This window comes from Pseudomonas sp. TE12508, assembly GCF_056279485.1.
In genome coordinates, this window is the sequence record NZ_JBWCCN010000007.1 from 257,949 (window position 1) to 279,926 (window position 21,978).

The window sequence follows — 21,978 nt, forward strand, 5'->3', positions numbered from 1 at the left end:
CCCATCGTGCAAGGAGATCATCATCACCTCCGATGAAGGAAATTCGATATTCAGGTGCCCTTGCGCTGTGCGAAGGTTTTTTTTGATCGATCACGATCATGAGGAGGCAACGGTGCGTCCAGGACATCAGGCTCTGAATTCTTACCCACCCAGGAATAGACCATGCAAGAAGTCACTACGGGTTGCTATCCAGTCTGGTTACGCTCTGACCTCCCTCGGGAATATGCGCTGGCATATTGGCGCGGTCCGCACGGCCAAATCGCGAACAAGAATCCGGCCATTGATGAGTATCTACAGCACCACTTTTCCCTGACTGACCATGGCTTCTGGTCTGTCCCTGATGGGATAGGAGGGGCTGTGCCTTCAGATTGGCGCATGGATGGCATGACAGAAGTGCGGGTCAACAGCATATGGCGGGGGCTATACGTCCGATTGTTCTGCATGAAAGCAAACGTGCATGATGAAGAGAACGTGTTCGATCGAGTGTTGGCGAAAAACTCTAAAGGTAAGGGAAGTATCTGGTGGACCGGGCGCTACCAGCCGGATGTTGGATTTCGTTGTGCGGTATTTCTGCGTGCGCGCAGTGGGACTCACGGGCAGTTACGAGATTTCCTTCAGCATCGATTGGGGCCTGCGCTGCTGCAAGCGGGGGCACAGGAACTGCGCGCGCATGTGTTCATGAGTGGCTCGCGATACACCTGGTGGACTCCAGGGGTATGTCACGACGAGCCAGCTAACCGACGTTATGACGCCATGATTCTAATTGGAGCAAATAGTCGTGAAGCGCTCATTCAGTTGCTGAATTCCGAGGTGGTGTTAGATACGCACGAGGATCAGAAGCGTCATTGTGTAGCCATCCATGCCTATTCCGTCGACCGAACCTATCCGCTGACGGTGGATGGTAAGCCGCAACCGCAGACCTGGGATTGAATCCATGACACGATTGTATTTATCCAATCAGAAAGTGTTGTAATTATCCGTGCCGGTTCGGGTACCGGTTGTACTTGCACATTATGGTTTGCGTGGGCCGGACGTCCTCTGGCTCTTTCCAAACAGTTACCCGACCTGATCAAGAGGTTTGAAGATCGCCTACTGACTGATTGCTATCTGTGGCGCGACCATCTCATGACCTTGCTGGAATCCCTCTAAACTCGATGATTTTCGTCGATAGGCCGTAGAAGGTATTCCGAAGCATGATCTAGAATGATTCAATTCTTTTGCTCTTGATATCCTCCAAATATAAGTCCAGAATCGAGTCCATTCCTATTCTAGGAATAACAAAAAAACCTTAGATTTCAATGAGTCGGACGCCAGATGCGAGTCTCGTTTCCCGCTCCAAGATTCACAAAAAACGCCACTCAATGAGTGGCGTTTTTTTGTGCGTGACATTTACGTTCGGCGTTGAAAAGAGAGGCTTCGGCCCCGACTCTCACCGATACCTGAGTCCGAAACGCCAACCCCCGTGCCAAGGACTACACCCGGCCAGACTACAACGGCCTCGTCCTTTTCGTGAATACGAAAGGCGCCAAGTGCTGGCACTTCCGCTTTTCCTGGGCGGATAAGCAACCCGTATTTCTCTCGGTACGTATCCTGAAATTAGCTTAGGAGATGCTCGTACTCTGCGTGATGTTGCGAGGGCACTGGTCGCTAGGGACATCGATCCGCGTGTCCATCGGCAGCTGGAGCGTAATGCTAGGCGCCTGGCCGCGGAAAATGCCTAAGAAGCGGTTGTTCAGCATTGAAAGTGGTACGCAAAGTTGAGCATCGTGTTTCTGGTCGTGGGTCTCGATAGTCCGGTCGGACCCAGAACCTCGCGCTTCAATTGGCCGCCGAGTCGGCTGGCAGCGAGGGTGCTCAGGTTGCGATGTGGAGGCGGGCGCCTTACCTTCGCTGTTCATGGCCAGTTAAGCCGTTGGGTCAGGTCGGTGATCAGTCGTTGGGCAGATGCAGTTGCACTTCCATGGCGTCATGAAGGAGTCTGACGACCTCGATCACATCGTCATTTGCCACACGATAGAACACGATATGGCGTGGGCTTTTGACCGTCCCATGGGGGTGTTTGGCCTGCTGGCGTGAATAGATGAGGTGATAGCTGCGAAGGCCCGGTGCAAGCTCATCGCGGTCGTGGCTGCCAATGCGAAAAGGCGTGTCGGCAATCGCTTGCAGCGCCGCGAGGATCAGTGCCTGGTAGCGCTGGCGTGCTTGATCGCCAAACTGCATTTGGGAGAGCCTGAGGATGTCGACAATGTCGGCGCGCGCCGCGTTGGAAATCCGATACGGCGGCATGCTCAGTGTTTCTCGCTCGCGGGGAGGGTGGCCTCCAGGCTCAAGCCCTCGAGGTAGTGCTCCAGATCCCCTTCGTTCAACTGAGTGAAACGCCCGTGCTCAAGATCCATGATGCCGATCGAGGTCGCCTGGCGCAGGGCCTCAATTTTGGCGGTGTCTTCGGCGACGCGCTGTTCCAATAGACGCAAACCTTCTCGCATCACTTCGCTGGCATTCTGATAACGGCCGGACTGCACCAGGTCATGGATAACCTGTTCCTGGTGAGGGGTGAGCACAACGTTTCGCGTCGCCATGGTCGGCTCCAGTTCAGGGCAAACAGGTATTTTCGATTATTGGCATATTATGCCATTGCGCTTGCGAATGCATAACTGTGGGTTTGTATCTGACGAACTGTGTCGTACGGCGTCATCCTTCACGCCGAACAGCGCGTGATGGTTCCGGACTGCATGTGCACAGAGTCCAAAAAAGGGTGTTGTAGGCGGGACGTCGGGGGGACAGCTTGATTAGTGTGGGCCTTGGGCCCTCAGGTTGGCCAAGCCCTGTTTGATGTGTCCGGCGTTCTCACCGATCGTGTGAAGGGCGCCGCGGACGTTGTCGCCAGCCGCGGCATGGCCTTGGCTCTCAACCAATAAGGTCAGCTCCATTAGCGTAGCCTCCAGGACGAGTTGGTTGTGATGCAGTCGTTCAAGAACATCAGGGAGAGAGTATTCAGGGGAAGGCATCGCATCGACTCCATTCGAGGGAGTAGGGAGCTTAGCAGCGGGAATGGCTGACAACAAAAAGCCCGCAAATGGCGGGCTCTCTGTATGGGGTCAAATCCTTTTGTCCGTTCAATCTGCGCTCCGTTCTGTGAGCACTTCGTGAAAAGCATGTCGCTGGAACGAAAGAAACCGGCGCTTAGCCGGGCTCTCTGTCGATAGGGCCAAATCCTTTTGGCTGTCCGCATTGTGCTTGGTGGGTGTGACGAAGGCATGACAGGGCGGATACGAAAGCGCGGGCAAAAGCCCGCCTCATCGGCCACGACAGCGAACCCCCTGACCACGTTAATGCTGCACGATCCAGCGGTAAAAGCGTCCTCAGAAGCTTTGTTATGATCCCTTTCTCTGCCATCTGCAGCTGTGTGGCCTGTATCACCAGAGCGCCGGACCGCCGGAGCACACTGGATGACGATGCTTATCACCCAGTGTGTCGTCTTTTACAGAATGTTCAGCGGGTAGCTGATGATCACTCGATGCTCATCGCTGTCCCGTTGTGTGGACACTTCGGTGCGCAGTGAGGCGTGGCGAAGGGCAACGTTCAGGTCCTTCAGCGGCCCCTGCTGAATGACATAGCTCACCGTCAGGTTGCGCTCCCACTCGCTTTTGTCGCCTGTGGGGGTACGGATGTTCGAGCCGCTTTCGTACATGCCAAGGAAACTCAAACCCGGAACCCCGACCCTGGCGAAATCATATCCGTAGCGAACCTGCCAGGTGGTTTCTCCGGCGCGCTGGAATTTTCCGATCATCGACTCCGTCATGAAATAGGCGGTGGAGCCGTCACCTTGGTTCAACCAGACCGCGTCGCTGTCGCCGCTGACTTGCTGCAGGCCGGCGGCGAAGGTGTGGCCGTTCAGCAGGTAGGTGAATTGCGCGCTGCTCAGGCGACTGTCGACCTTGCCTTTGGTCACACCGTTGCCGTAGTAGCCAAAGGTGTAGAAATCCGGGTCATGGCCGTTGGCTCCATCGGAGCGGTTGTCGAAGTGACGCAAGTCGGTACGCAGGGTGCCGGGGCCGACCTGCCAGTCGTATTTGAGACCGAGGAAGTTCTGTTTGTAGAAGTCCTGCAAGTTGCCGTAGTAGTACTGCAAGGTCAGGTCTTTGGTCGCTTTGTAGTCCACGCCGCCGTAATAGAACTTGTTGACGAATTCGCCCGTCTGCGGGTTGTTTGCACCGGGAATGGACATGCCCATCTGGTTGCTTGAACCGCGGCCTTTGACATGCTCCAACTGGCCGAGGGTGAAGGTGACGTTCTCCAGGTCCTTGGACTGGAGCTGCCCGCCATTGAAGGTTTGTTGCAGCATGCGGTCGGTGGACATCACCACCGGCAACATCGGTACCAGCGTGCCGTACTTCAGTTCGGTGTTAGAGAACTTTGCCTTGGCCGTCAGGCCCAGGCTGCCGAACTCATCCACGGCGCGCCCGTCGCTGTCGGTCGGGAAGATGTTGCCGTTGAAGTTTTTGCTTTCGGGGTTGTAGTGCCGGCCCTTGCCGGAGTCCAGCCGAATACCGTACATGCCAATGGCGTCCACACCAAACCCCACCGTACCTTGGGTGTATCCGGACTGAAAGTTGGCGATGAAACCCTGGCCCCATTCCTGTGTGTAATTGGGGGCGGCCGCGCCGCTGCGGTTGTCGGCATTACTGAAAAAGTTGCGGGCCAGCACACTGAGCTTGCTGTCTTCTACCAGGCCGGCGGCGTAACCCTGTTGAGCGATGATCAGGCCGCAAATGCCGGCCACTACTTTAGGTGCGCGATTGAAAAGCTCCATCGGAGTCATCCCCATGAGTTGTCGAATGTTGTGAGAGGCAGTCAAAAGCGGCAGTAAAGTTTTTATTGTTTTTCAGGAGCAGCGGTGGCCGGCAAGACGTGCAGTCTCACGGGCGGCAGGCGGTACAGGATGAACAGCGCGAGCACGCCGAGGCCGGCGCAAAGCAGCAGGCCAACGCCCACCGACTGAGCCAACGCATCGCGTGCAAGGCTCAGCCATTGCGGGTGTTCGAGCAGGGCGGCATCGGGGCGCAGAAGGACCTGCGGGTCGGCGTACAAGGCCAGTCCATCAGCGTGCCCTTTGGCGATAAAAAGACGTTGCAGGTTGGCGCTGTAAAGCAAGTTGACCAGCACACCCATCGAAGCGGTTCCCAGCAGCCCACCCACCAGGCGCAACGATTGGGTCAGTGCGGTGGCGATCCCGAGGAACTGACGCTCGGCAAGGGTCTGGGTGAAGACCGTCAGGTTGAGCAGGATGAAGCCCAGGCCAAGACCTGCCAGCAGGATCAAGCCGAGCAACGCATTGAACGAAGCACCGCGTCCGGCGATGGCCAAGCCGAGGCATGCCAGCAGCAACGCGACAAAACCGCACAGCGGCAACAGGTTTGGATTACGCAAACGGGTGACGATGCGACTGTTGACGATGGCGCCCAGGGTGATGCTCAGCGCGAGTGGCGTAATCAACAGGCCGGCATCCTGCGGTGAGTAGCCATAGCTGCCTTGCAGCAATAAAGGCAGATAGAACAACAACGTAAACATGATCGCCCCGGCGGCCATCGACAGCAGAAATAGCAGGCGCATGCTCGGCAACCCGAGTAAAGCCGCCGGCAGCAGTGCGTGCTGGCAGCGTCGCTCCCAGCGCCATAAGGCCAGGGTTGCTCCGACGCAGCTGACTCCCAGCGCCGCACTCAGCATCAGACTGGAATGCCCCAACCACTCGACGAACAATTGCAGGCTGCCCAGTGCCATGGCGATCAACAACGCGCCGGGCCAGTCGAGGCTGATTTTCGCCCGTTGTTGCGGGCGGTAATAAGGCAGGTAGCGCCAAGCGAAAAACAGCGCCAGAAAACCCAACGGCAGATTGATGTAGAACACCGAGCGCCAACCGTAGGCGCCTGTCAGATAACCACCTAAACCCGGACCTATGGCATTGACCACGCTGAACAGGGCACTCAGCAGCATCTGCCAGCGCAGGCGTTGTCGGGTCTCAGGAAACAGTTCCGGAATGCAGGCGAACGCCGTGCCTATCAACATGCCTCCACCGACACCCTGCAAGGCGCGACCGATCACCAGCAACAGCATGTCTGTGGCCACGGCGCAGGCCAGCGACGCCAAGGTGAAGATGAGGGTGGCGGCGATCACAAAGGGCTTGCGCCCGTAGTAATCCCCCAACCGGCCGAAGATCGGGATGGTGACGATGGAGGCCAGCATGTAGCCGGTTGCGACCCAAGCGTAAAGCTCAAAGCCCTTGAGCTCGGCGACGATGCTGGGCAAGGCGTTACCGATCACCGTCTGGTCGAGTGCCGAGAGCATCAGCACCAGCGAGATGCCAAGCATCGCAAGCAAAGCCTGCCTGAAGCTCAGGGGAGGGAGGGTCGCCGCCGTCATCATCTGTTCCTCAGCTCAACGCCGCAACGGCAGCGGCAATCCGTGAGCAACCTTCGTCGAGGGTCTTGATGTCGGTGGCGATCGACATCCGGAAGAACGGCGCCAACCCGTACGCGGTACCGGCCACCACTGCCACACCCTGGCTTTCCAACAGGTACATGACCACGTCGTAATCGGTGTCCAGGCGTTTGGCTTGAATCGTCGATTTACCCAGCAAACCCGCGCAGTTCACATAGAGATAAAACGCCCCATCGGGTTTGCGGCAACTCAAACCGTCGATGGCGTTGAGTAGGTCCAGGCAACGATCACGGCGTTGCTGATACACCGCCACGCTTTCCTTGACGAAGGTCTGGTCGCCGTTGAGCGCTTCGATCGCTGCAGACTGGCTGATCGAGCAGGCATTGCTGGTCGATTGCGATTGCAGAGTTGCCATCGCGCTGATCAAATCGGCCGGGCCGGCGGCGTAGCCGATCCGCCAGCCCGTCATGGCATAAGTCTTGGATACGCCGTTGACTACCACGGTGCGTGCGGTCAGCGCCGGTTCGATGGCGAGGATGTGCGGGTTGTCCAGGCCTTCATAGCGGATGTGTTCGTAGATGTCGTCGGTCATCAGCAACACCTGCGGATAGTCGAGCAGCACATCTGCCAGGGCGCGCAGTTCGGCGGCGCTGTAGCTGGCACCGGTCGGGTTGCTCGGCGAATTGAGCAGCAGCCAGCGAGTGCGTTCGGTGATTGCGCCGCGCAATTGAGCCGGGGTCAGCTTGAAAGCGTTTTCTTCCGGGCAGGCGAGGGTTACGGGTTCACCTTCGCAGGCCAGCACCATGTCGGGGTACGACACCCAGTACGGCGCCGGAATCAGCACTTCATCGCCCGCGCCGAGGGTGGCGGCGAGGGCATTGAAAATCGCACTCTTCGCCCCGCTGGTGACCAGGATCTGATTCGCACCGTAGGTCAGGCCGTTTTCCCGTGTCAGCTTGTCGACAATCGCTTGGCGCAGCTCCGGGGTCCCGGCATTTTGCGTGTAACGCGTCTCGCCGCGTTCGATGGCGGCGTTGGCCGCTTGTCGAATGTGCACGGGTGTATCGAAGTCCGGCTCGCCGACAACCAGATTGATGATGGACTTGCCTTGTCGGCGCAGTTCGTTCGCACGGTCAGAAGCGGCGCTGCTGGGCGATGGTTTGATACGTTGCACACGGGCGGCGATGCGGGAGGCGGTCACGTGTCGTTCCTCGTTGATGACGTTGACGAGGCCCTACAGTACGAGTCGCTTCCCGCACCGCCATAAGACGAGATCGTTCTGGTCGGATAGGCATCACTTATGGCTGGAACTGAACAGCCCTCGCACCAAGGTAGTGCGTTCAAGCCTGTCTGCCCGTGGCGGGTGTCATTCACGGTCACTGCGATCCAGCCATAGCAAAGGCTTATGGTTGGGCCCTGCCGTTAACCCCGCGCGCGAGGTTTTGCCTCTGGCCTGGCTCTTGCTAAAGCCTGAGGGTTGTCTCCCTTTTTCGAGCAAGAGCACCGCCACCGTGAACCTGCGCCGTTTAAAGTATTTTGTGAAACTCGTCGATATTGGCAGCATGACCCAGGCCGCTGACGTGCTGCATGTCGCGCAACCGGCACTCAGCCAACAACTGGCCACGCTGGAAGCGGAGCTGCAGCAGCAATTGCTGATTCGGACCAAACGTGGCGTCACCCCGACCGAGGCGGGGAAGGTGCTCTACGGCCATGCGCAAATCATCTTGCGCCAGTGTGAACAGGCGCAAAGTGACATCAATGCCACGGGGCATGCCTTGTCCGGGCAGGTGTCGGTTGGCTTGGCGCCGGGCACCGCAGCGTCGACGCTTTCCTTACCGCTGTTACGTCGGGTGCGCGAGCGACATCCAGGCATTCTGCTGTACCTCAATGAAAACTTCGGCACCACCTTGAGCGAGTTGATCATGAATGGCCGGATGGACATGGCCGTGCTCTATGGCGGGCGTGAAGTCCATGGCTTGAGCTTCGTCTCGCTGCTGCGCGAGCACCTCTATCTGGTGAGTGCCGATCCTGCTGTCAGCGCTCTCGACGAGATCCCTCTGGCCGAACTGGCGGACATGGACATGCTCCTGCCTCGTCCCTACAACGTCATGCGTCGGCTGGTGGATGAAGCCTTCCTGCGCATCGGCCTGAGTGCGCGGGTGGTGGCTGAAATCGAATCGTCGATCACCCTGACCGCTGCGGTCGCCGAGCACTTCGGTTCGACGATCCTGCCCGAGTCCTCGGCGCGGGTGATGGTCGCCGCCACCTCGATGCACATGTGTCGCATTGTCGAGCCCGAGGTCGAGGCGCCACTGGCGCTGTGTCTGTCCGGTCACCTACCGCTGTCGGTGCCCGCGCAGGCGGTCAAGGCGATCCTGCTGGAACTGGTCGCCGAGATGCGCGGCAGCCTGATTTGAGCGGTCATAAGGACGGCTTATCACCCCAAAGCCAAAGCGTCTTGGTCGTCGCTGGGCAGCATCGCTACATTGACCCCATCCACTCAGACACGCTCGACAGGTAGGGGCCCACGCATGGATTCAGAACGCATCAAGGGGTTGATCGATTTGCTCGCCGAATCCGATCTGCTCGAACTGAGCCTGACCGAAGGCGACAGTACGATTCGTCTTTTCAAGCAGGCCGGGAAGATCGTGACGACCGAGTCGATGGCTGAGCCTTCGCCGACAACGACTGCGGATTTGCCTACGTCAGACACTCCGGCGATGGCCGCTACCGAGATCAAGGCCAGCCTGTATGGCGTGCTGCATCTGACGCCTGCGGCAGGGGAAGCCCCCTTTGTCGCGGTCGGTGATCAGGTCGAAGCAGGGCAAACCCTGGCGGTCCTCGAAGCGATGAAAATGTTCCACCCGGTTAAGGCCAAAACCGCCGGGCGAATCAGCGCGATCCTCGCCCAGAGTGGCGCCGAAGTCGAAGCCGGCCAGTCGCTGTTCCGTCTCTGCTGATCCCACGCTCTTACGTTTTCAGGTGAATTTAATGTTCGACAAAGTGCTGATCGCCAATCGTGGCGAAATCGCCCTGCGCATTCAGCGTGCCTGCCATGGCCTGGGGTTGCAGACCGTAGTGGTGCACTCCGATGCTGATCGCCACGCGCAGTATGTGCAAAACGCTGGTCAGGCCCTGTGCATCGGGCCGGCGTCACCCGGCCAGAGTTATTTGGACCAGACGGCGCTGCTGTTCGCGGCCAAGGTCAGCGGCGCGCAGGCGATCCATCCGGGTTACGGTTTTCTGTCGGAGAACGCTGGATTTGCCGAGCGCATTGAAGCGGCCGGCCTGACTTTTATCGGCCCGAGCACAGCGTGCATTCGGACCATGGGCGACAAGGTTGCCGCCAAGCGTGCGATGCGCGAAGCCGGTGTGCCGTGCGTGCCGGGGCCGGACTCGGTGATGCCCACAGACGATGCAAGCATCCAGGCCATCGCGCGTGAAATCGGTTACCCGGTGATCGTCAAGGCAGCCGGCGGTGGCGGTGGACGCGGCATGCGCGTGGTGAAAGAAGAGAGCGAACTGCTGGATGCCATCGCACTGACCCGTGAAGAGGCGCGGCTGGCTTTCGGTAATCCAGAACTCTACATCGAGAAGTTTCTCGGCCATCCACGGCATGTGGAAATCCAGGTGTTGTGCGATGCCCATGGCCACGCGATCTGGCTCGGCTGCCGCGATTGCTCCTTGCAACGTCGGCACCAGAAAGTCCTGGAAGAAGCGCCGGCACCTGGCATTGATCCCGAGCTTATCGCCAAGGTCGGCGAACGCTGTGCGGAGGCTTGCCGACAGATCGGCTATCGCGGCGTCGGTACTTTCGAATTTCTGTATGAGGACGGCGAGTTCTTCTTCATCGAGATGAACACGCGGCTGCAGGTCGAGCACCCGGTGACGGAGATGACGACTGGCATCGATATCGTCCAGCAGCAACTGCGCATGGCCCGAGGCGACGTGCTAGAGCTGCGCCAGCAGGACGTGCAGCTCAACGGTCATTCACTGGAATGCCGGATCAACGCCGAAGACCCAATCACGTTCATGCCGACACCGGGGTTGATTCAGCGCTGGGAAGTCCCGGGTGGCTTTGGTGTGCGGGTCGACTCTCACGTCACCACCGGGTATCGGGTGCCGCCGTACTACGACTCGATGGTGGCCAAGGTCATCACCCATGGCGCGACCCGCGATGAAGCCATGGCCCGGATGCGCCTGGCCCTGAGCGAACTGTGCGTGGAAGGCATCTCGACCAATATCCCCTTGCACCGCGACATTCTCGACGACCCGGACTTCTGCGCCGGTGGCGTGGACATTCATCACCTGGAGCGCTGGCTGCAACAACGGAGTCCGACATGAGTACTGCATCTGTATCGCCGCGTCCGCACATCAGCCTGCTGGGGTCCACGGCTTTATTGTTCGAAGCCCCCGGCGAGCTGGATCTGGCGCCGCAACAACGCATTTGGAGCCTGGCCTTGCAGGCCGGGCAATGGGCCGACATACACGAAGCGGTCCCCGGCATGAACAACCTGATGCTGACCTTTATCAAGCCGCCGCGCGATCTCAATGAGCTGTGCGAGCGATTGCTTGAGGCCTGGGAGCAGAGCCAACCGCTGCCACTCGAAGGGCGCATCGTCGAGTTGCCGGTGGTGTACGGCGGTGAATTCGGTCCGCACATGAGTGATGTGGTGGCGCACACCGGACTGGATATCGACACCATTGCCAACCTGCATTGCGAGCCGCTGTACCCGGTGTATGCGTTGGGCAGCCATCCCGGCTATTGCTATCTCGGTGGCATGGACGCACGTCTGGCCACGCCACGGCGCCAGGTGCCGGTGATCAGTATTGCCGCCGGCTCCGTGTCGATCGGCGGGGTGCAGACCGGTGTCTCCGCATCGGCCGGTCCCAGTGGCTGGAACACTATCGGCAGGACCGAAATGTCGTTTTTCGACCCGACCCAAAACCCTCCGGCCATGCTGCGGCCCGGCGATATGTTGCGCTTGCGCATCGAGAGGATCATTCGATGATCGAGATTTTATCGGCCACCGCCCTGGCCACAGTGCAGGACTTCGGCCGCTTCGGCAGCCTCGGTTACGGCGTCGGGACTTCCGGCGCGATGGACCATTTGGCGCTGGCGTTGGGCAATCTGCTGCTGGGTAATTCCAAGGGGGCGGCGGCCATCGAAATTCCGCTGTTTCCATTCGAGGTGCGTTTTGTTCAGGACTGCGCCTTCGCGGTGACCGGTGCGGCTTGCGAAGCCACCCTCGACGGTCAGCCATTGTTGCCATTCTGGGTAGCGCAGGCTCGGGAAGGCCAGGTGCTGAGCCTCGGCTATCCAACCTCCGGCAGTCGCGCTTATCTGTGTCTGGCCGGCGGTGTCGACGTGCCGCAGGTGCTCGGCTCGCGCAGCACGCAATTACGCGGTGAGTTCGGCGGCTTGCAGGGGCGGGCGTTGCAGCAGGGTGACCAGGTCTCGGCGTTGCGTCCCGGCATGAGCGCGCTGCCCACGGATTTTGGGGTTGTGTCACCCAGTCAGGCCTTGCCATTGCAACGCGATGGATTGCCCGCGATGCGGGTACTTCCGGCGGCCGAATACGAGTGTTTTCTGGATGAATCCCGGGCGGCATTCTGGTCCGGCGAGTGGAAGGTCACGACCCAGAGCAACCGTTACGGCTACCGGCTCGAAGGCGCGCCGATCTTGCCCAAGGCGCCGATGGAAGTTCGCTCCCACGGCATCGTCCCCGGTGTGATTCAGGTGCCTCACGGCGGGCAACCGATCATTCAGATGCGCGACGCTCAACCCAGTGGCGGTTACCCGAAATTCGGCACGGTGATTGAGGCCGACCTCTGGCGCCTGGGCCAGGCGCCGATCGGCAGCAAGGTGCGCTTTATCGAGTGCAGTTACGCCGAAGCTGTCGCAGCCCTGGAAGACAATTCGCGCTATCTCGCGGAGGTCGGCCGCTTGGTTGACCTTCACGGGCTGGCCTCGCGTTAAGGACATTCAGACATGACAAATCAGGAAATCCGCCAGTTGGCGGTGTGGCTCAAGGAGACTCACCTGGCTGGCGCGGAAATTCGTCGTCCGGGGCTGCATCTGGTGCTCAAACGTAGCGTCGACGAAGTCGCGGAACCGGTTCAAATCGCCACGCCAGAGACATTAAAGGCACCGGAGGAGCAGCTGTTAAAGACTCCAGGTCTGGGCCGGTTGCTGCTTAAGCACCCGCAACAGAGCGAGGTGCTGGTATCGGTCGGCAGTCGAGTGGAGCGAGGGCAACTGGTCGCTTTGCTGCAAGTTGGCGATCTGCTGTTGCCGGTCCGCAGCGAGAAGGCCGGACGGCTGGCGGCGGTATTGACGGTGTGTGGCACGACGGTGGGCTTTGGCGAGGCGTTCATGCGCCTGGACGCGGCATGAGCGGGCGAGGAAAGAAGCAATGAAAATTGATTTGAACGCTGATCTGGGTGAAGGCTTCGGCCCTTGGCGCATGGGCGAGGATGAAGCGTTGATGAGTCTTATCTCATCGGCCAATGTGGCATGCGGCTTCCATGCCGGTGATCCGCTGATCATGGACAACACCGTGCGCCTGGCCAAGGTCGGTGACATCGATCTGGGCGCCCATGTCGGCTTCCCCGACTTGATGGGCTTCGGTCGACGGCAGATGAACATCGAGCTCAAGGAACTGGCGACCTATGTGGTTTACCAGCTCGGCGCGCTGGCCGGAATGGCGGCGGTCAATGGCCACCGTATGACGCACATGAGCTTTCACGGCGCGCTGGGGAACATGGTCGCGGCCGACTCGGCACTGGCGGAGCCATTGGTGTGTGCGGTGGCGGCGTTCGACCCGACGCTGATTATCAGTTCATCGAGCAGTCGTGCCATCGAAAACGCCGCGGACAAATGTGGGCTGCGGGTCGCCACGACGTTTCTGGCCGACCGCGCCTACGACGATGACTGCCTGCTGGTGCCGCGCAAGGTCCCGGGGTCGGTGGTCAAGGAGCCGGCGGCCGTGTTGCAAAGGGTTCGGCAGTTGCTGGAGGAGGGCACCGTGACCAGTCTCAATGGCAAGCGCATTGCGGTGCCGGCGCACTCGATCCTGTTGCACGGCGACACGCCTGGTGCTGTCGATCTAGCCCGCACCATCCGTCGTGAAATCGAGCTGGCGGGTGGCTGTATCACGCCGATTTCGCAGCTGTTGGCGTAACGGTTGCACGGTCATAAGCAGGGCTTATTGCCACACAGTCATTCCGTCTTGGTCCACGGCTTCAGGGCTGGATAGAGTCGAAGTCATCGCGATCACCGAGTGATCCGCACACGTAATACGAGGACAACTTCATGTCATTTTCAGATTACAAAACCGCGCTGGTGACCGGCGCTTCTTCCGGAATTGGCGCCGCCGTCGTCGAGCGCCTGTGCCAGGAAGGCGTGCAGGTGCATGCCTTGGCTCGCAGCGCTGACAAGCTCGAAGAGCTGGCCGCGAAAACCGGCTGCATCGCACACGCCATCGACGTCACCGACCTGGCCGGGTTGACCCGTCTGTTTGAAACCCAGCAGTTCGACATTTTGGTGAACAACGCCGGGGTCGATAAACCGGGTTCGATTCTTAAGGCTGACGCCGAAGGCATCGACTTGCTGATCGACGTCAACCTGCGGGCGGTGCTGCACCTGGCGCGCCTGGCGTTGCCGGGGATGGTCGGGCGTGACTGCGGCCACATCATCAACATCAGTTCGATTGCTGCGGCGTACAACTTCGGTGGCAACTCCACGTACCACGCGACGAAAGCCGCCGTGAGCATGCTCTCGCGGCAGTTACGTATCGATGCCTTCGGCAAGCGGGTCCGGGTGACCGAGATCTGTCCGGGGAGAGTGGCTACTGACATCTTCGCCCACGTTCACGGCGACTCCGAAGAAACCTACAAGCGCTTCGTCGAAGGTTTCGAGCTGCCCCAGGCCAAGGACATCGCCGACGCCATCGCGTTTGCCATCGCCGCACCGATAGCGGTCAACGTCGGGCACATGGAAATCACCCCGACCTTGCAAGTGCCCGGTGGTCTTTCCACGGCTCGCCCGCAGGATTACCAGGGCTGAGCGTTTCCCTGCGAAGCACGCACCAGAAGAACGGATCAATCCGTCACGCGGTACCCACGTCATGGCTCGCCAGACGCTTTTTATTTCTGCCCTAGCCCAATGCCCGTAGGGATTGACCATGAAGCATGACTTCGATTTGGCCGCGGTTCTGCAAGGCGAATATGCCGAGCTGATCGTCAAGGGCATCGAAATAACTCTACAACTGGCGCTGTTCGCCTGGCTGCTGGCGATGGCCCTGGCTCTGTTGCTGGTGACCGTGCGCCTGACCGGTAACAAGCTCGCTGATCGTCTGGTGGCGGGCTACGTGTCTTACCATCGCAACGTTCCGACGCTGGTGCAGTTGATGCTCTGGTACTTCGGTGTGCCGACCTTGCTGAGCGAATCCACGCAACTCTGGCTGGCGAACTACAGCACCGAATACCTGTTCTCGGTGATTGCGCTGGGGCTGTGTCAGGCGGCGTATTTCTGTGAAGACATCCGCAGTGGCCTGCGCGCCATACCGGCGGGGCAGACCGAAGCCTCCCGGGCGCTGGGGTTGGGGTATGTACGTTCGATGCGCTATGTGATCCTGCCGCAGGGCGTGCGTAATTGCCTGCCGTCGCTGATCAACCACACCGTGCTGTTGTTCAAGAACACCAGCCTGGCGATGGCCATCGGCGTGGTCGAGCTGACCTACGCCACCCGCGAAGTCGAGAACTACACCTTCCGCACGTTCGAGTCCTACCTGGTCGCCACGGTGTTCTACCTGGTCTTTTCACTGCTGTTGATGGGGCTCGGCGCGCTGTTGGCGCGACGCTTCAACAAAGCGCTGGCGAGGTAGACGGCGATGTTCGATCTTTTCTCGATTGTGCAGCAGAACTGGACCCTGTTTCTGATCGGCCAGTACCCGCACGGCCCTCTGGGCGGGTTGGCGAGTACGTTGATTCTGGCGGCATTGGCGCTGTTGCTGGCGTTCCCTTTCGGCTTGCTGCTGGCGTTGGCTCGGGTGTCGCCGTGGACCGGACTGCGCTGGGCTGCCACGGTCTGGGTGTATGTGCTGCGGGGCATCCCGCTGCTGATGGTGATTTTCTGGACCTACTTCCTGGTGCCGTTGTTGATCGGTCACAACATCACCGGGTTCGTCACGATGCTGTGCACCTTGGTGATCTACCAGAGTGCCTACCTGTGCGAAATCATTCGCGGTGGCATCCAGGCGTTGCCGGCGGGTCAGTACGAAGCCTCCCGCGCACTGGGCCTCGGTTACTTGCGCACGACAATTTGGGTGATCTTGCCGCAAGCGTTATACAACGCGCTGCCCAGCCTGATCAGCCAGTTCATCTCGATCATCAAGGAAACCTCCCTGGGCTATGTGATCAACGTCCAGGAAGTCACCTTCGCCGCCAACCAGGTCAACAACCAGTTGCTGACCAAGCCGTTTCAGGTGTTTTTCATCCTGGCGATCATCTACTACCTGCTCTGTTTCGGCCTGACCCATCTGACCGGCTGGGTGGAACGCCGTATCGCTCGCAAACGTCTGGGCAACGGCGGCACGGCCGTGGCTGCCGACCCCTTGCTGGCCATTGATAATTGAAGAGGGTTGCATCCATGCATCCAATGATCATGTTTTCGAACATCAACAAATGGTACGGCGAGTACCACGCACTGACTGACATCACCGCCGAAGTGAAACCCGGTGAAGTGGTGGTGTTGTGCGGCCCGTCCGGCTCCGGAAAATCGACGCTGATCCGCACGGTCAATCGCCTGGAAGACATCCAGAAAGGCCAGATCCTGTTCGACGGCCAGGATGTTCACGGCACTGACGCTCACATCAATCGACTGCGCAGCCGGGTGGGTTTCGTGTTCCAGAGCTTCAATCTTTTTCCGCACCTGTCGGTGCTGGAAAACATCACCCTGGCGCCCAGCAAAATCCGCAGCCTGAAAGGCTCGGCCGTCAAGCAGCAAGCCATGCAATTGCTGGATCGGGTTGGCCTGGCCCACAAGGCCGGGGCCTATCCGGCGCAGTTGTCCGGCGGTCAGCAGCAACGGGTGGCGATTGCCCGGGCGCTGGCGATGGAGCCGCCAGTGATGTTGTTCGATGAACCCACCAGTGCCCTTGACCCGGAAATGGTCGGTGAAGTGCTGAGTGTGATGAAAGGCTTGGCCAAGGAGGGCATGACCATGATGTGCGTGACCCACGAGATGAATTTTGCTCGTGAAGTTGCTGACACCATCTGGTTCATGGACGCGGGACAGATTCTGGAAAAGAGCACGCCCGAAAGCTTCTTCAATCAGCCCGCGCACCCGCGAGCACAACGATTTATTGCCGATCTGCGCGCCCACTGAGCCGCAGCGGTTTTGCTCCCTCTGCCATCCGACTTTTCAATCCCAGGAGTTTTTCCATGCGTATGAAGCCTCTGTTTGTCACGCTGGCGTTAGGTCCTTTGGCTGTTGCGGTCGCGCAGGCCGATCAATTGAGCGACATCATGGCCAAGAAATCACTGAGCTGTGGGGTGTACGCCGACGTGCCGCCATTTTCCGCCCCGGACCCGAAAACCCGTGAGCTGGTGGGTATGGACGTCGACCTGTGCAAGGCCCTGGCCAAGACCATGGGCGTTGCATTGGAGCTCAAACCGCTGTCTGTCGAAGCACGTATTCCTGAAGTGAAAATGGGCCGCGTCGATATGATCTTCGCCAACCTGGCCTACACCAAAACCCGGGCTGAACAGATCCAGTTCAGCGATCCGTACTACATCGCCAAGGAAACCCTGGTGGTGCGTGCCGCCAACGCTGAGCAGCCGAAAAGCTTCTTCAAGGACAAACGCATCAGTTCCACCAAAGGCTCCACGTCCGAGCAGTCGATCAGAATGGCCGGGGCCACGCCGGTGACATTCCAGGACACCGGCTCGGCCTACATGGCCTTGCAACAGAACAAGGTCGTGGGTCTGGTAACCAACACCATGACGGCCTTGAAGTTGGTCAATCAAGCCAAGGCTAGTGGTGTCGAATTGGCACTCGCCAAGGAACCGATGGCGCTCGAACCGATTGGCGCGGGCATGCGCAGGGATGAGCCGGCGTTCCTCGCCAAGGTCAACGAATCGTTGGCGACGATGGAAAAAGCCGGGGAGATCGACGGGATCTGGGATCGCTGGATCGGCCCAAATACCGAGTACAAAATGGTTCGTGAGGACAAAGTACAGAGCCTCAATGACTTGAAGTTCGATCCCCTGCCTTAGATCTCATACACCGCGGTGGACGGGTTTTTCGAGACCCGTTTTGCGCTCTCTCGGCAGCGGGCTGTTTCCCGCACGGCGTCAGTTGACCCGCTGCAAGAGGGAGGCGGTGCAGCCTCGTCCCATTCAAGGGTTAAGGAAGTCCTGATAGTTGGCCTTGGTAATCAGCTGATAGGGAATGGTCAACTGTGCCGTATAGGGTTCTTTCCTGATCATCTTCAGTGCAAGGTCGATCGACCCGATGGCCTGGCCTTTGTTGTCCTGGTAAACGGTCACCAGCAGTTGATCCTTCTTGATCGCGTCCAGGCCAGCGGGCCCGCCGTCGCTGCCACCGACCAGGATGTCCTTGCCTGAGTGCATGCCTGCCTGGTTGATGGCCATCGCCGCGCCGATCGCCATTTCATCGGCGTTGGCGGCCACGGCATCGATTTTCTTGCCCGAGACGATCCAGTTGTTCATCAGGTCCATGGCCTTGCTGCGCTGCCACTCGGCGCTTTGTTCTTCAACCACGTGGATATCCGGATAGCTTTTGAGCACTTCCTTCACCCCTTGAGTGCGGTTGTGGGTGGCGTTGTTGGAGAGCAGACCGAGCATGATCGCCAGATTGCCTTTGCCACCCATTTTTTCCGCCAGGTAGCGCATTTGCATTTCGCCGGCCTTGATCTCGTCCGAGCCCACGTAGCCGACGCCCGGCGGCAGTTCGGCCTGATCGGGGCGGCGGTTGACGTAGACCAGCGGCACGTGGGCACCTTGCGCGTCGGCCGTCATCTTTTGCGTGGCGGCGGTGTCCACCGGGTTGACGATGATCGCGTCCATGCCCTGGGCAGTGAAGTTCTGCACTTGGTTGAGCTGGCGCACCACATCGCCTTGGGCGTCTTCGAATTGCAGAGTCACCCCCGGCAGATCCTTGGCGTGGGCGGCCATGTAGTCGCGCATCTGCGCCAGGAATACATCGTCTACCTGGGCGATGCTGACGCCGATGCGGATATCGGCGAGTGCCAAGGGGGTGAAGAGGGCGGCGAAGAGGTAGGTCAGGAGTCGTTTTTTCATGGTTTCAGTCCGGTTTTGTTGTTGTTTTTGAACACGTTTGAAATTGGCTCATGCCTGGCGCTTGGCGCTCATCTGCGTTACGCGCTCGGCAAAGGTCGCGTAGGTCCAGCGTTCCGTCAGCGCTTGCAGCATGAGTTGCTGCCCGGTCTGCGGGGCCAGGCCATGCAGGGGCGGATCGGTGTCCAGGTTGGTGGGAAAGGCGTAGCCGTCGGCGGTGCAGGCAATCACAGCGTTCAGCTCTTGCGCGTCCAGTACCTGATCCGCCAGCCGCTGCAGCAGGCAGGGGTAGAGCGCCAACATCATGCGTTCGCGGTCCACGGTTTCCATGGGCTTGCCGAATGCCGAGGAGATTTGCAACAGGTTGGCCATGCGCTGGCGATCCGGCGTGTGATTGGCGCCGGCAGCGTGAAACAGCGCCGGGTTGAAGAACAGCAGGTCGCCCTTGTTCAACGGCAGCTGTACGGCGTGATGCTGGAAGTAGTCGATGAATTCGGCGCGGCGCCAGGCCAGGTAACCCAGCGCGTATTGCTGGGAAAACGGCAACAGCAGGGTCGGTCCGGATTCCAGCGGCATATCGGAGTGGGCCACGGCCCCTTGCAATGTCAGGTACTGCGACAGCGCATGCAGGGGCAACGGGAAGCGCTCGACCACGTCCTCTGTCTGGAAACCCAAGTGATAGTCACGATGGGGCTGTTGCGCCTGGCCGCCCGGGTGCACCACGTTGACCTGTGCCGTGACTTGAAAGCCGGGGCCCAACCAGGCCTCGGCAATCAGCCCCAACAGCGGGTTGGCGTAGTACTCGACAAAAGACGACGGCGATTGCAGCGCTGCCTTTTGCAACGAATTCCAGATGCGCCCGTTGCTGCCGGCCTTGGCGAAGTGATCGGCGGTGAGGCCCTGGGCGGCTTCCTTGGCGAAGATCGCTTCGAACACCTGACTGTGGCGATCGACCACGCCCAGGTCTGCATAGCCCTGGCGTACAACCATGACCCCGGGGCCGTCGCGAAACAGTCGGTGCAACTCGCTCTGCACCTCTACGCGATTGTCATCGCGCAAGGTCTGCGCGTGATAGATCGGCACATTGTTTTGTACGTCGCTGCAGTGGGCATAGTCCTCGGCTTTGACCTGTTGTTCGCAGAGTCTGGCGAAGTCATGCAACTGCACTGAATCGGCACCCACAAACGCTGACAGCGGCTGATTCATAGCGCGTCTCCCGTCAGGCTCAGCGGGTTGGCGGGCCGTGGGGCGGTGTCGTCGCCGCAGCCGATCACGCCTTGTTCCAGGTCGATGACGGTGCCGGTCATCATTCCCGATTCGCGCGACAGCAGGAACGCAATGCTCTGCGCCACTTCCTCGGGTTTGAGCAGGCGACCAAAAGGTTGCGCGCGCTCGACAGTCGCCAGCCAGCCATCCTCGGCACCATGGTAGCGGCGCTGGATCTCGTCTTCATGGGGCGTGTCCATCCAGCCGATGTTCAGGCCGTTTACCCGGATGCGGTTGTGCAGGGCGCTGAAGGCCACGTTTTTGGTCAGGATCGCCAGGGCACCCTTGGACGCCGAGTAAGCGGTCAGATACGCCGGCCCACCGTGGCTGACGATGCTTTGGATGTTGACGATGGCGCCTTCCACGCCTTGGCTGATCATCAGTTTCAGCGCTTCTTGCATGAGGAAGAACGGTGCTCGCACGTTGACCGCGAACAGGCGATCGAACAGTTCAGGGGAGGTGTCGAGGATGGTGCCGCGGTCCGACATGCCGGCGCAGTTGACTAGTCCATGGAGGGTGCCGAAGCGGGTGCAGGCGGCGTCGATCACTGCACGGCAATCCTCGACTCGCTCCAGGTCGGCCTCGACGAAAAGTGCCTGGCAATCGAGTTCCGCCAACTGGCGCACCTGGGCCTGGCCCTGGTCTGCGCGGCGCCCGCAAATGATCAGGCCGGCGGCGCCCCGGCGCGCCAGAGTGTGGGCGACCGCTGCACCGAGGCCTTGGGTGCTACCGGTGACGACAAAGTACTGGCCACGGAACGAGGTAGTGAGGTCGGTTTGAGGCATGGGGTTCTCCTGGCTTCTTGTTGTTATGAGCGTTGTAGTCCTGGCGCCGGCTCGACGCCTGGCGAAACTGAGACTAGCATTGGCAAAACCTCAGTAACGCCCAAAAAGACCTCAAGAAAACCTCAGGCTTAAAACAATGCTCGAACGTGCCAAACACTTTTCCATCAAGCAGATCGCCACCCAGGCGGGCGTCAGCAAGGCGACGGTCGATCGCGTACTGCACCAGCGCGGCAGCGTGCATTACCAGACCCACCGCCGCATCGAGCAGGCTCTGAACGAATTGGAGGCTCAGGAAAAGAATGGCCTGGCGGCGGGGCGTACGTTTCATGTCGATGTGATCATGCACACGCCGCAACGCTTCAGTGCGGCGGTGCAGGCGGCTATGACCGCGCAATTGAGCAGTCTGGCGCCGTTTCGTATCGCACCGAGGTTTCACTTGTTTGAAGAAATCGAGCCACAGGCGATGCACGACCAGTTACTGCGCTGCGCAAGCACCGGCAGTCAGGGCGTGGTGCTCAAGGCCGCCGACGAGCCGGCGGTAAACCTGGCGATCAAGCAATTGGCCGCCGCTGGTATTCCGGTAGTCACGCTGGTCACGGACCTGCCGCACAGCGAGCGCATCGGCTATGTCGGTATGGACAACCGCACGGCCGGGCAGACCGCCGCCTACTTGCTGTCGCGGTGGCTGGCGCCACAGCCGCAGGACGTCGCCGTGGTCATCGGCAGCGAGCTGTTTCGCGGTGAAGAAGAGCGGGAGATGGGCTTTCGCATGTGGTTGCGCAGCCGTGCCGCCCATTTGCGGGTGCTGGACATCAGCGGTGGCTACGGGGTTTACGAGCGCACCTTTGAGCGCGTGATCGAGGCGCTAAAACTGCACCCCGACCTCAAGGCGGTCTACAGCGTGGGCGGGGGCAACCGGGCGATTGTCGACGCGTTCGCCGCACTGGATCGCCCGCTTGAGGTGTTCATCGGTCACGACCTCGACGAGGAAAACCGGCAACTGCTGGCCGAGGAAAAAATCGCCGCGATCATCGATCACAATCTGCAGATCGATGCTCGCCACGTGTTCCTGCATATCCTGCAATTTCATCGCCTGTGGAAGGCCGGGCCGATTGCATCTTCACAAGTGCAGATCGTCACGCCGTTCAATCTGCCTTGCTGACTC

At 59.8% G+C, this 21,978-nt stretch carries 24 protein-coding genes; 15 read left to right on the forward strand and 9 right to left on the reverse strand.

The genetic code is table 11. From position 1 onward, the window contains the following. The first annotated feature begins 162 nt into the window (after nt 1–162). Together ACZ9IM_RS12115 and ACZ9IM_RS12120 are read left to right on the forward strand one after the other, a co-directional pair. On the forward strand, nt 163–930 hold the full coding sequence (locus ACZ9IM_RS12115) for a hypothetical protein (protein WP_476224014.1): 768 nt from the start codon (nt 163–165) through the stop codon (nt 928–930). Between the two features lie 689 nt (nt 931–1,619). Next, complete coding sequence (locus ACZ9IM_RS12120; RefSeq protein ID WP_476224066.1) at nt 1,620–1,721, forward strand: hypothetical protein; 102 nt, start codon at nt 1,620–1,622, stop codon at nt 1,719–1,721. Nucleotides 1,722–1,929: 208 nt separating this feature from the next. Here ACZ9IM_RS12120 and ACZ9IM_RS12125 read toward each other — a convergent pair whose 3' ends face one another. From ACZ9IM_RS12125 to ACZ9IM_RS12150, 6 genes are all read right to left on the reverse strand, one after another. Next, a complete protein-coding gene (locus tag ACZ9IM_RS12125) occupies nt 1,930–2,286 on the reverse strand; it encodes a type II toxin-antitoxin system RelE/ParE family toxin (protein WP_476224015.1) in 357 nt (118 codons plus the stop codon). 2 nt (nt 2,287–2,288) lie between these two features. Continuing rightward, a complete protein-coding gene (locus tag ACZ9IM_RS12130) occupies nt 2,289–2,579 on the reverse strand; it encodes a type II toxin-antitoxin system ParD family antitoxin (RefSeq protein WP_092221617.1) in 291 nt (96 codons plus the stop codon). Between the two features lie 210 nt (nt 2,580–2,789). After that, on the reverse strand, nt 2,790–3,008 hold the full coding sequence (locus tag ACZ9IM_RS12135) for a hypothetical protein (protein WP_476224016.1): 219 nt from the start codon (nt 3,006–3,008) through the stop codon (nt 2,790–2,792). Between the two features lie 473 nt (nt 3,009–3,481). Beyond that, nucleotides 3,482–4,813, reverse strand: coding sequence for an OprD family porin (locus ACZ9IM_RS12140; RefSeq protein WP_476224017.1), 1,332 nt, complete (start codon nt 4,811–4,813; stop codon nt 3,482–3,484). Between the two features lie 62 nt (nt 4,814–4,875). Continuing rightward, a complete protein-coding gene (locus ACZ9IM_RS12145) occupies nt 4,876–6,420 on the reverse strand; it encodes an MFS transporter (RefSeq protein WP_476224018.1) in 1,545 nt (514 codons plus the stop codon). 10 nt (nt 6,421–6,430) lie between these two features. Next, nucleotides 6,431–7,639, reverse strand: a complete 1,209-nt coding sequence (locus ACZ9IM_RS12150; protein WP_476224019.1) for an aspartate transaminase — start codon at nt 7,637–7,639, stop codon at nt 6,431–6,433. Between the two features lie 310 nt (nt 7,640–7,949). On the opposite strand from ACZ9IM_RS12150, the gene nac reads away from it, so the two are divergent. The 12 genes from nac to ACZ9IM_RS12210 all read left to right on the forward strand — a co-directional run bounded on the left by nac (nt 7,950) and on the right by ACZ9IM_RS12210 (nt 17,718). Further along, on the forward strand, nt 7,950–8,855 hold the full coding sequence (nac, locus tag ACZ9IM_RS12155; RefSeq protein WP_476224020.1) for a nitrogen assimilation transcriptional regulator NAC: 906 nt from the start codon (nt 7,950–7,952) through the stop codon (nt 8,853–8,855). A gap of 114 nt (nt 8,856–8,969) precedes the next feature. Continuing rightward, nucleotides 8,970–9,398: an acetyl-CoA carboxylase biotin carboxyl carrier protein gene (locus ACZ9IM_RS12160; RefSeq protein WP_476224021.1), complete on the forward strand. Its 429-nt coding sequence runs from the start codon at nt 8,970–8,972 to the stop codon at nt 9,396–9,398. A 31-nt stretch (nt 9,399–9,429) separates the two neighbouring features. Beyond that, a complete protein-coding gene (gene accC, locus ACZ9IM_RS12165; protein ID WP_476224022.1) occupies nt 9,430–10,782 on the forward strand; it encodes an acetyl-CoA carboxylase biotin carboxylase subunit in 1,353 nt (450 codons plus the stop codon). Further along, nucleotides 10,779–11,450 carry a 5-oxoprolinase subunit PxpB gene (gene pxpB / locus ACZ9IM_RS12170; RefSeq protein WP_476224023.1) on the forward strand — a complete coding sequence of 224 codons (672 nt, stop codon included), beginning with the start codon at nt 10,779–10,781 and terminating at the stop codon, nt 11,448–11,450. Before accC ends, pxpB begins: the two co-directional genes overlap by 4 nt. Further along, nucleotides 11,447–12,418 carry a 5-oxoprolinase subunit C family protein gene (locus ACZ9IM_RS12175; protein WP_008073766.1) on the forward strand — a complete coding sequence of 324 codons (972 nt, stop codon included), beginning with the start codon at nt 11,447–11,449 and terminating at the stop codon, nt 12,416–12,418. The genes pxpB and ACZ9IM_RS12175 overlap by 4 nt, the downstream gene beginning before the upstream one ends. Nucleotides 12,419–12,430: 12 nt before the next feature. Then, the gene (locus tag ACZ9IM_RS12180; RefSeq protein WP_008073767.1) at nt 12,431–12,835 is read left to right on the forward strand and encodes an acetyl-CoA carboxylase biotin carboxyl carrier protein; all 405 of its coding nucleotides are present in this window, start codon (nt 12,431–12,433) and stop codon (nt 12,833–12,835) included. Between the two features lie 19 nt (nt 12,836–12,854). After that, complete coding sequence (locus ACZ9IM_RS12185) at nt 12,855–13,622, forward strand: LamB/YcsF family protein (protein WP_476224024.1); 768 nt, start codon at nt 12,855–12,857, stop codon at nt 13,620–13,622. 131 nt (nt 13,623–13,753) lie between these two features. Further along, complete coding sequence (locus ACZ9IM_RS12190; RefSeq protein WP_476224025.1) at nt 13,754–14,506, forward strand: SDR family oxidoreductase; 753 nt, start codon at nt 13,754–13,756, stop codon at nt 14,504–14,506. Between the two features lie 118 nt (nt 14,507–14,624). Further along, on the forward strand, nt 14,625–15,326 hold the full coding sequence (locus ACZ9IM_RS12195) for an amino acid ABC transporter permease (protein WP_008073770.1): 702 nt from the start codon (nt 14,625–14,627) through the stop codon (nt 15,324–15,326). Between the two features lie 6 nt (nt 15,327–15,332). After that, nucleotides 15,333–16,076: an amino acid ABC transporter permease gene (locus tag ACZ9IM_RS12200; protein ID WP_476224026.1), complete on the forward strand. Its 744-nt coding sequence runs from the start codon at nt 15,333–15,335 to the stop codon at nt 16,074–16,076. Nucleotides 16,077–16,099: 23 nt separating this feature from the next. Beyond that, nucleotides 16,100–16,828 carry an amino acid ABC transporter ATP-binding protein gene (locus ACZ9IM_RS12205; RefSeq protein WP_476224067.1) on the forward strand — a complete coding sequence of 243 codons (729 nt, stop codon included), beginning with the start codon at nt 16,100–16,102 and terminating at the stop codon, nt 16,826–16,828. Nucleotides 16,829–16,884: 56 nt separating this feature from the next. Then, complete coding sequence (locus tag ACZ9IM_RS12210) at nt 16,885–17,718, forward strand: ABC transporter substrate-binding protein (RefSeq protein WP_476224027.1); 834 nt, start codon at nt 16,885–16,887, stop codon at nt 17,716–17,718. A gap of 123 nt (nt 17,719–17,841) precedes the next feature. On the opposite strand, the gene ACZ9IM_RS12215 is transcribed toward ACZ9IM_RS12210, so the two are convergent. From ACZ9IM_RS12215 to ACZ9IM_RS12225, 3 genes are read right to left on the reverse strand one after another with little or no spacing between them, the layout of a single operon-like run. Beyond that, on the reverse strand, nt 17,842–18,765 hold the full coding sequence (locus ACZ9IM_RS12215; protein ID WP_476224028.1) for a sugar ABC transporter substrate-binding protein: 924 nt from the start codon (nt 18,763–18,765) through the stop codon (nt 17,842–17,844). A gap of 48 nt (nt 18,766–18,813) precedes the next feature. Then, nucleotides 18,814–19,968, reverse strand: a complete 1,155-nt coding sequence (locus ACZ9IM_RS12220) for a phytanoyl-CoA dioxygenase family protein (protein WP_476224029.1) — start codon at nt 19,966–19,968, stop codon at nt 18,814–18,816. Beyond that, nucleotides 19,965–20,813 (reverse strand): SDR family oxidoreductase, encoded by an 849-nt coding sequence (locus ACZ9IM_RS12225; RefSeq protein ID WP_476224030.1) that lies wholly within the window; start codon nt 20,811–20,813, stop codon nt 19,965–19,967. Before ACZ9IM_RS12225 ends, ACZ9IM_RS12220 begins: the two co-directional genes overlap by 4 nt. A gap of 136 nt (nt 20,814–20,949) precedes the next feature. On the opposite strand from ACZ9IM_RS12225, the gene ACZ9IM_RS12230 reads away from it, so the two are divergent. Further along, on the forward strand, nt 20,950–21,975 hold the full coding sequence (locus ACZ9IM_RS12230; protein WP_476224031.1) for a LacI family DNA-binding transcriptional regulator: 1,026 nt from the start codon (nt 20,950–20,952) through the stop codon (nt 21,973–21,975). The last annotated feature ends 3 nt before the right edge of the window (nt 21,976–21,978 follow it).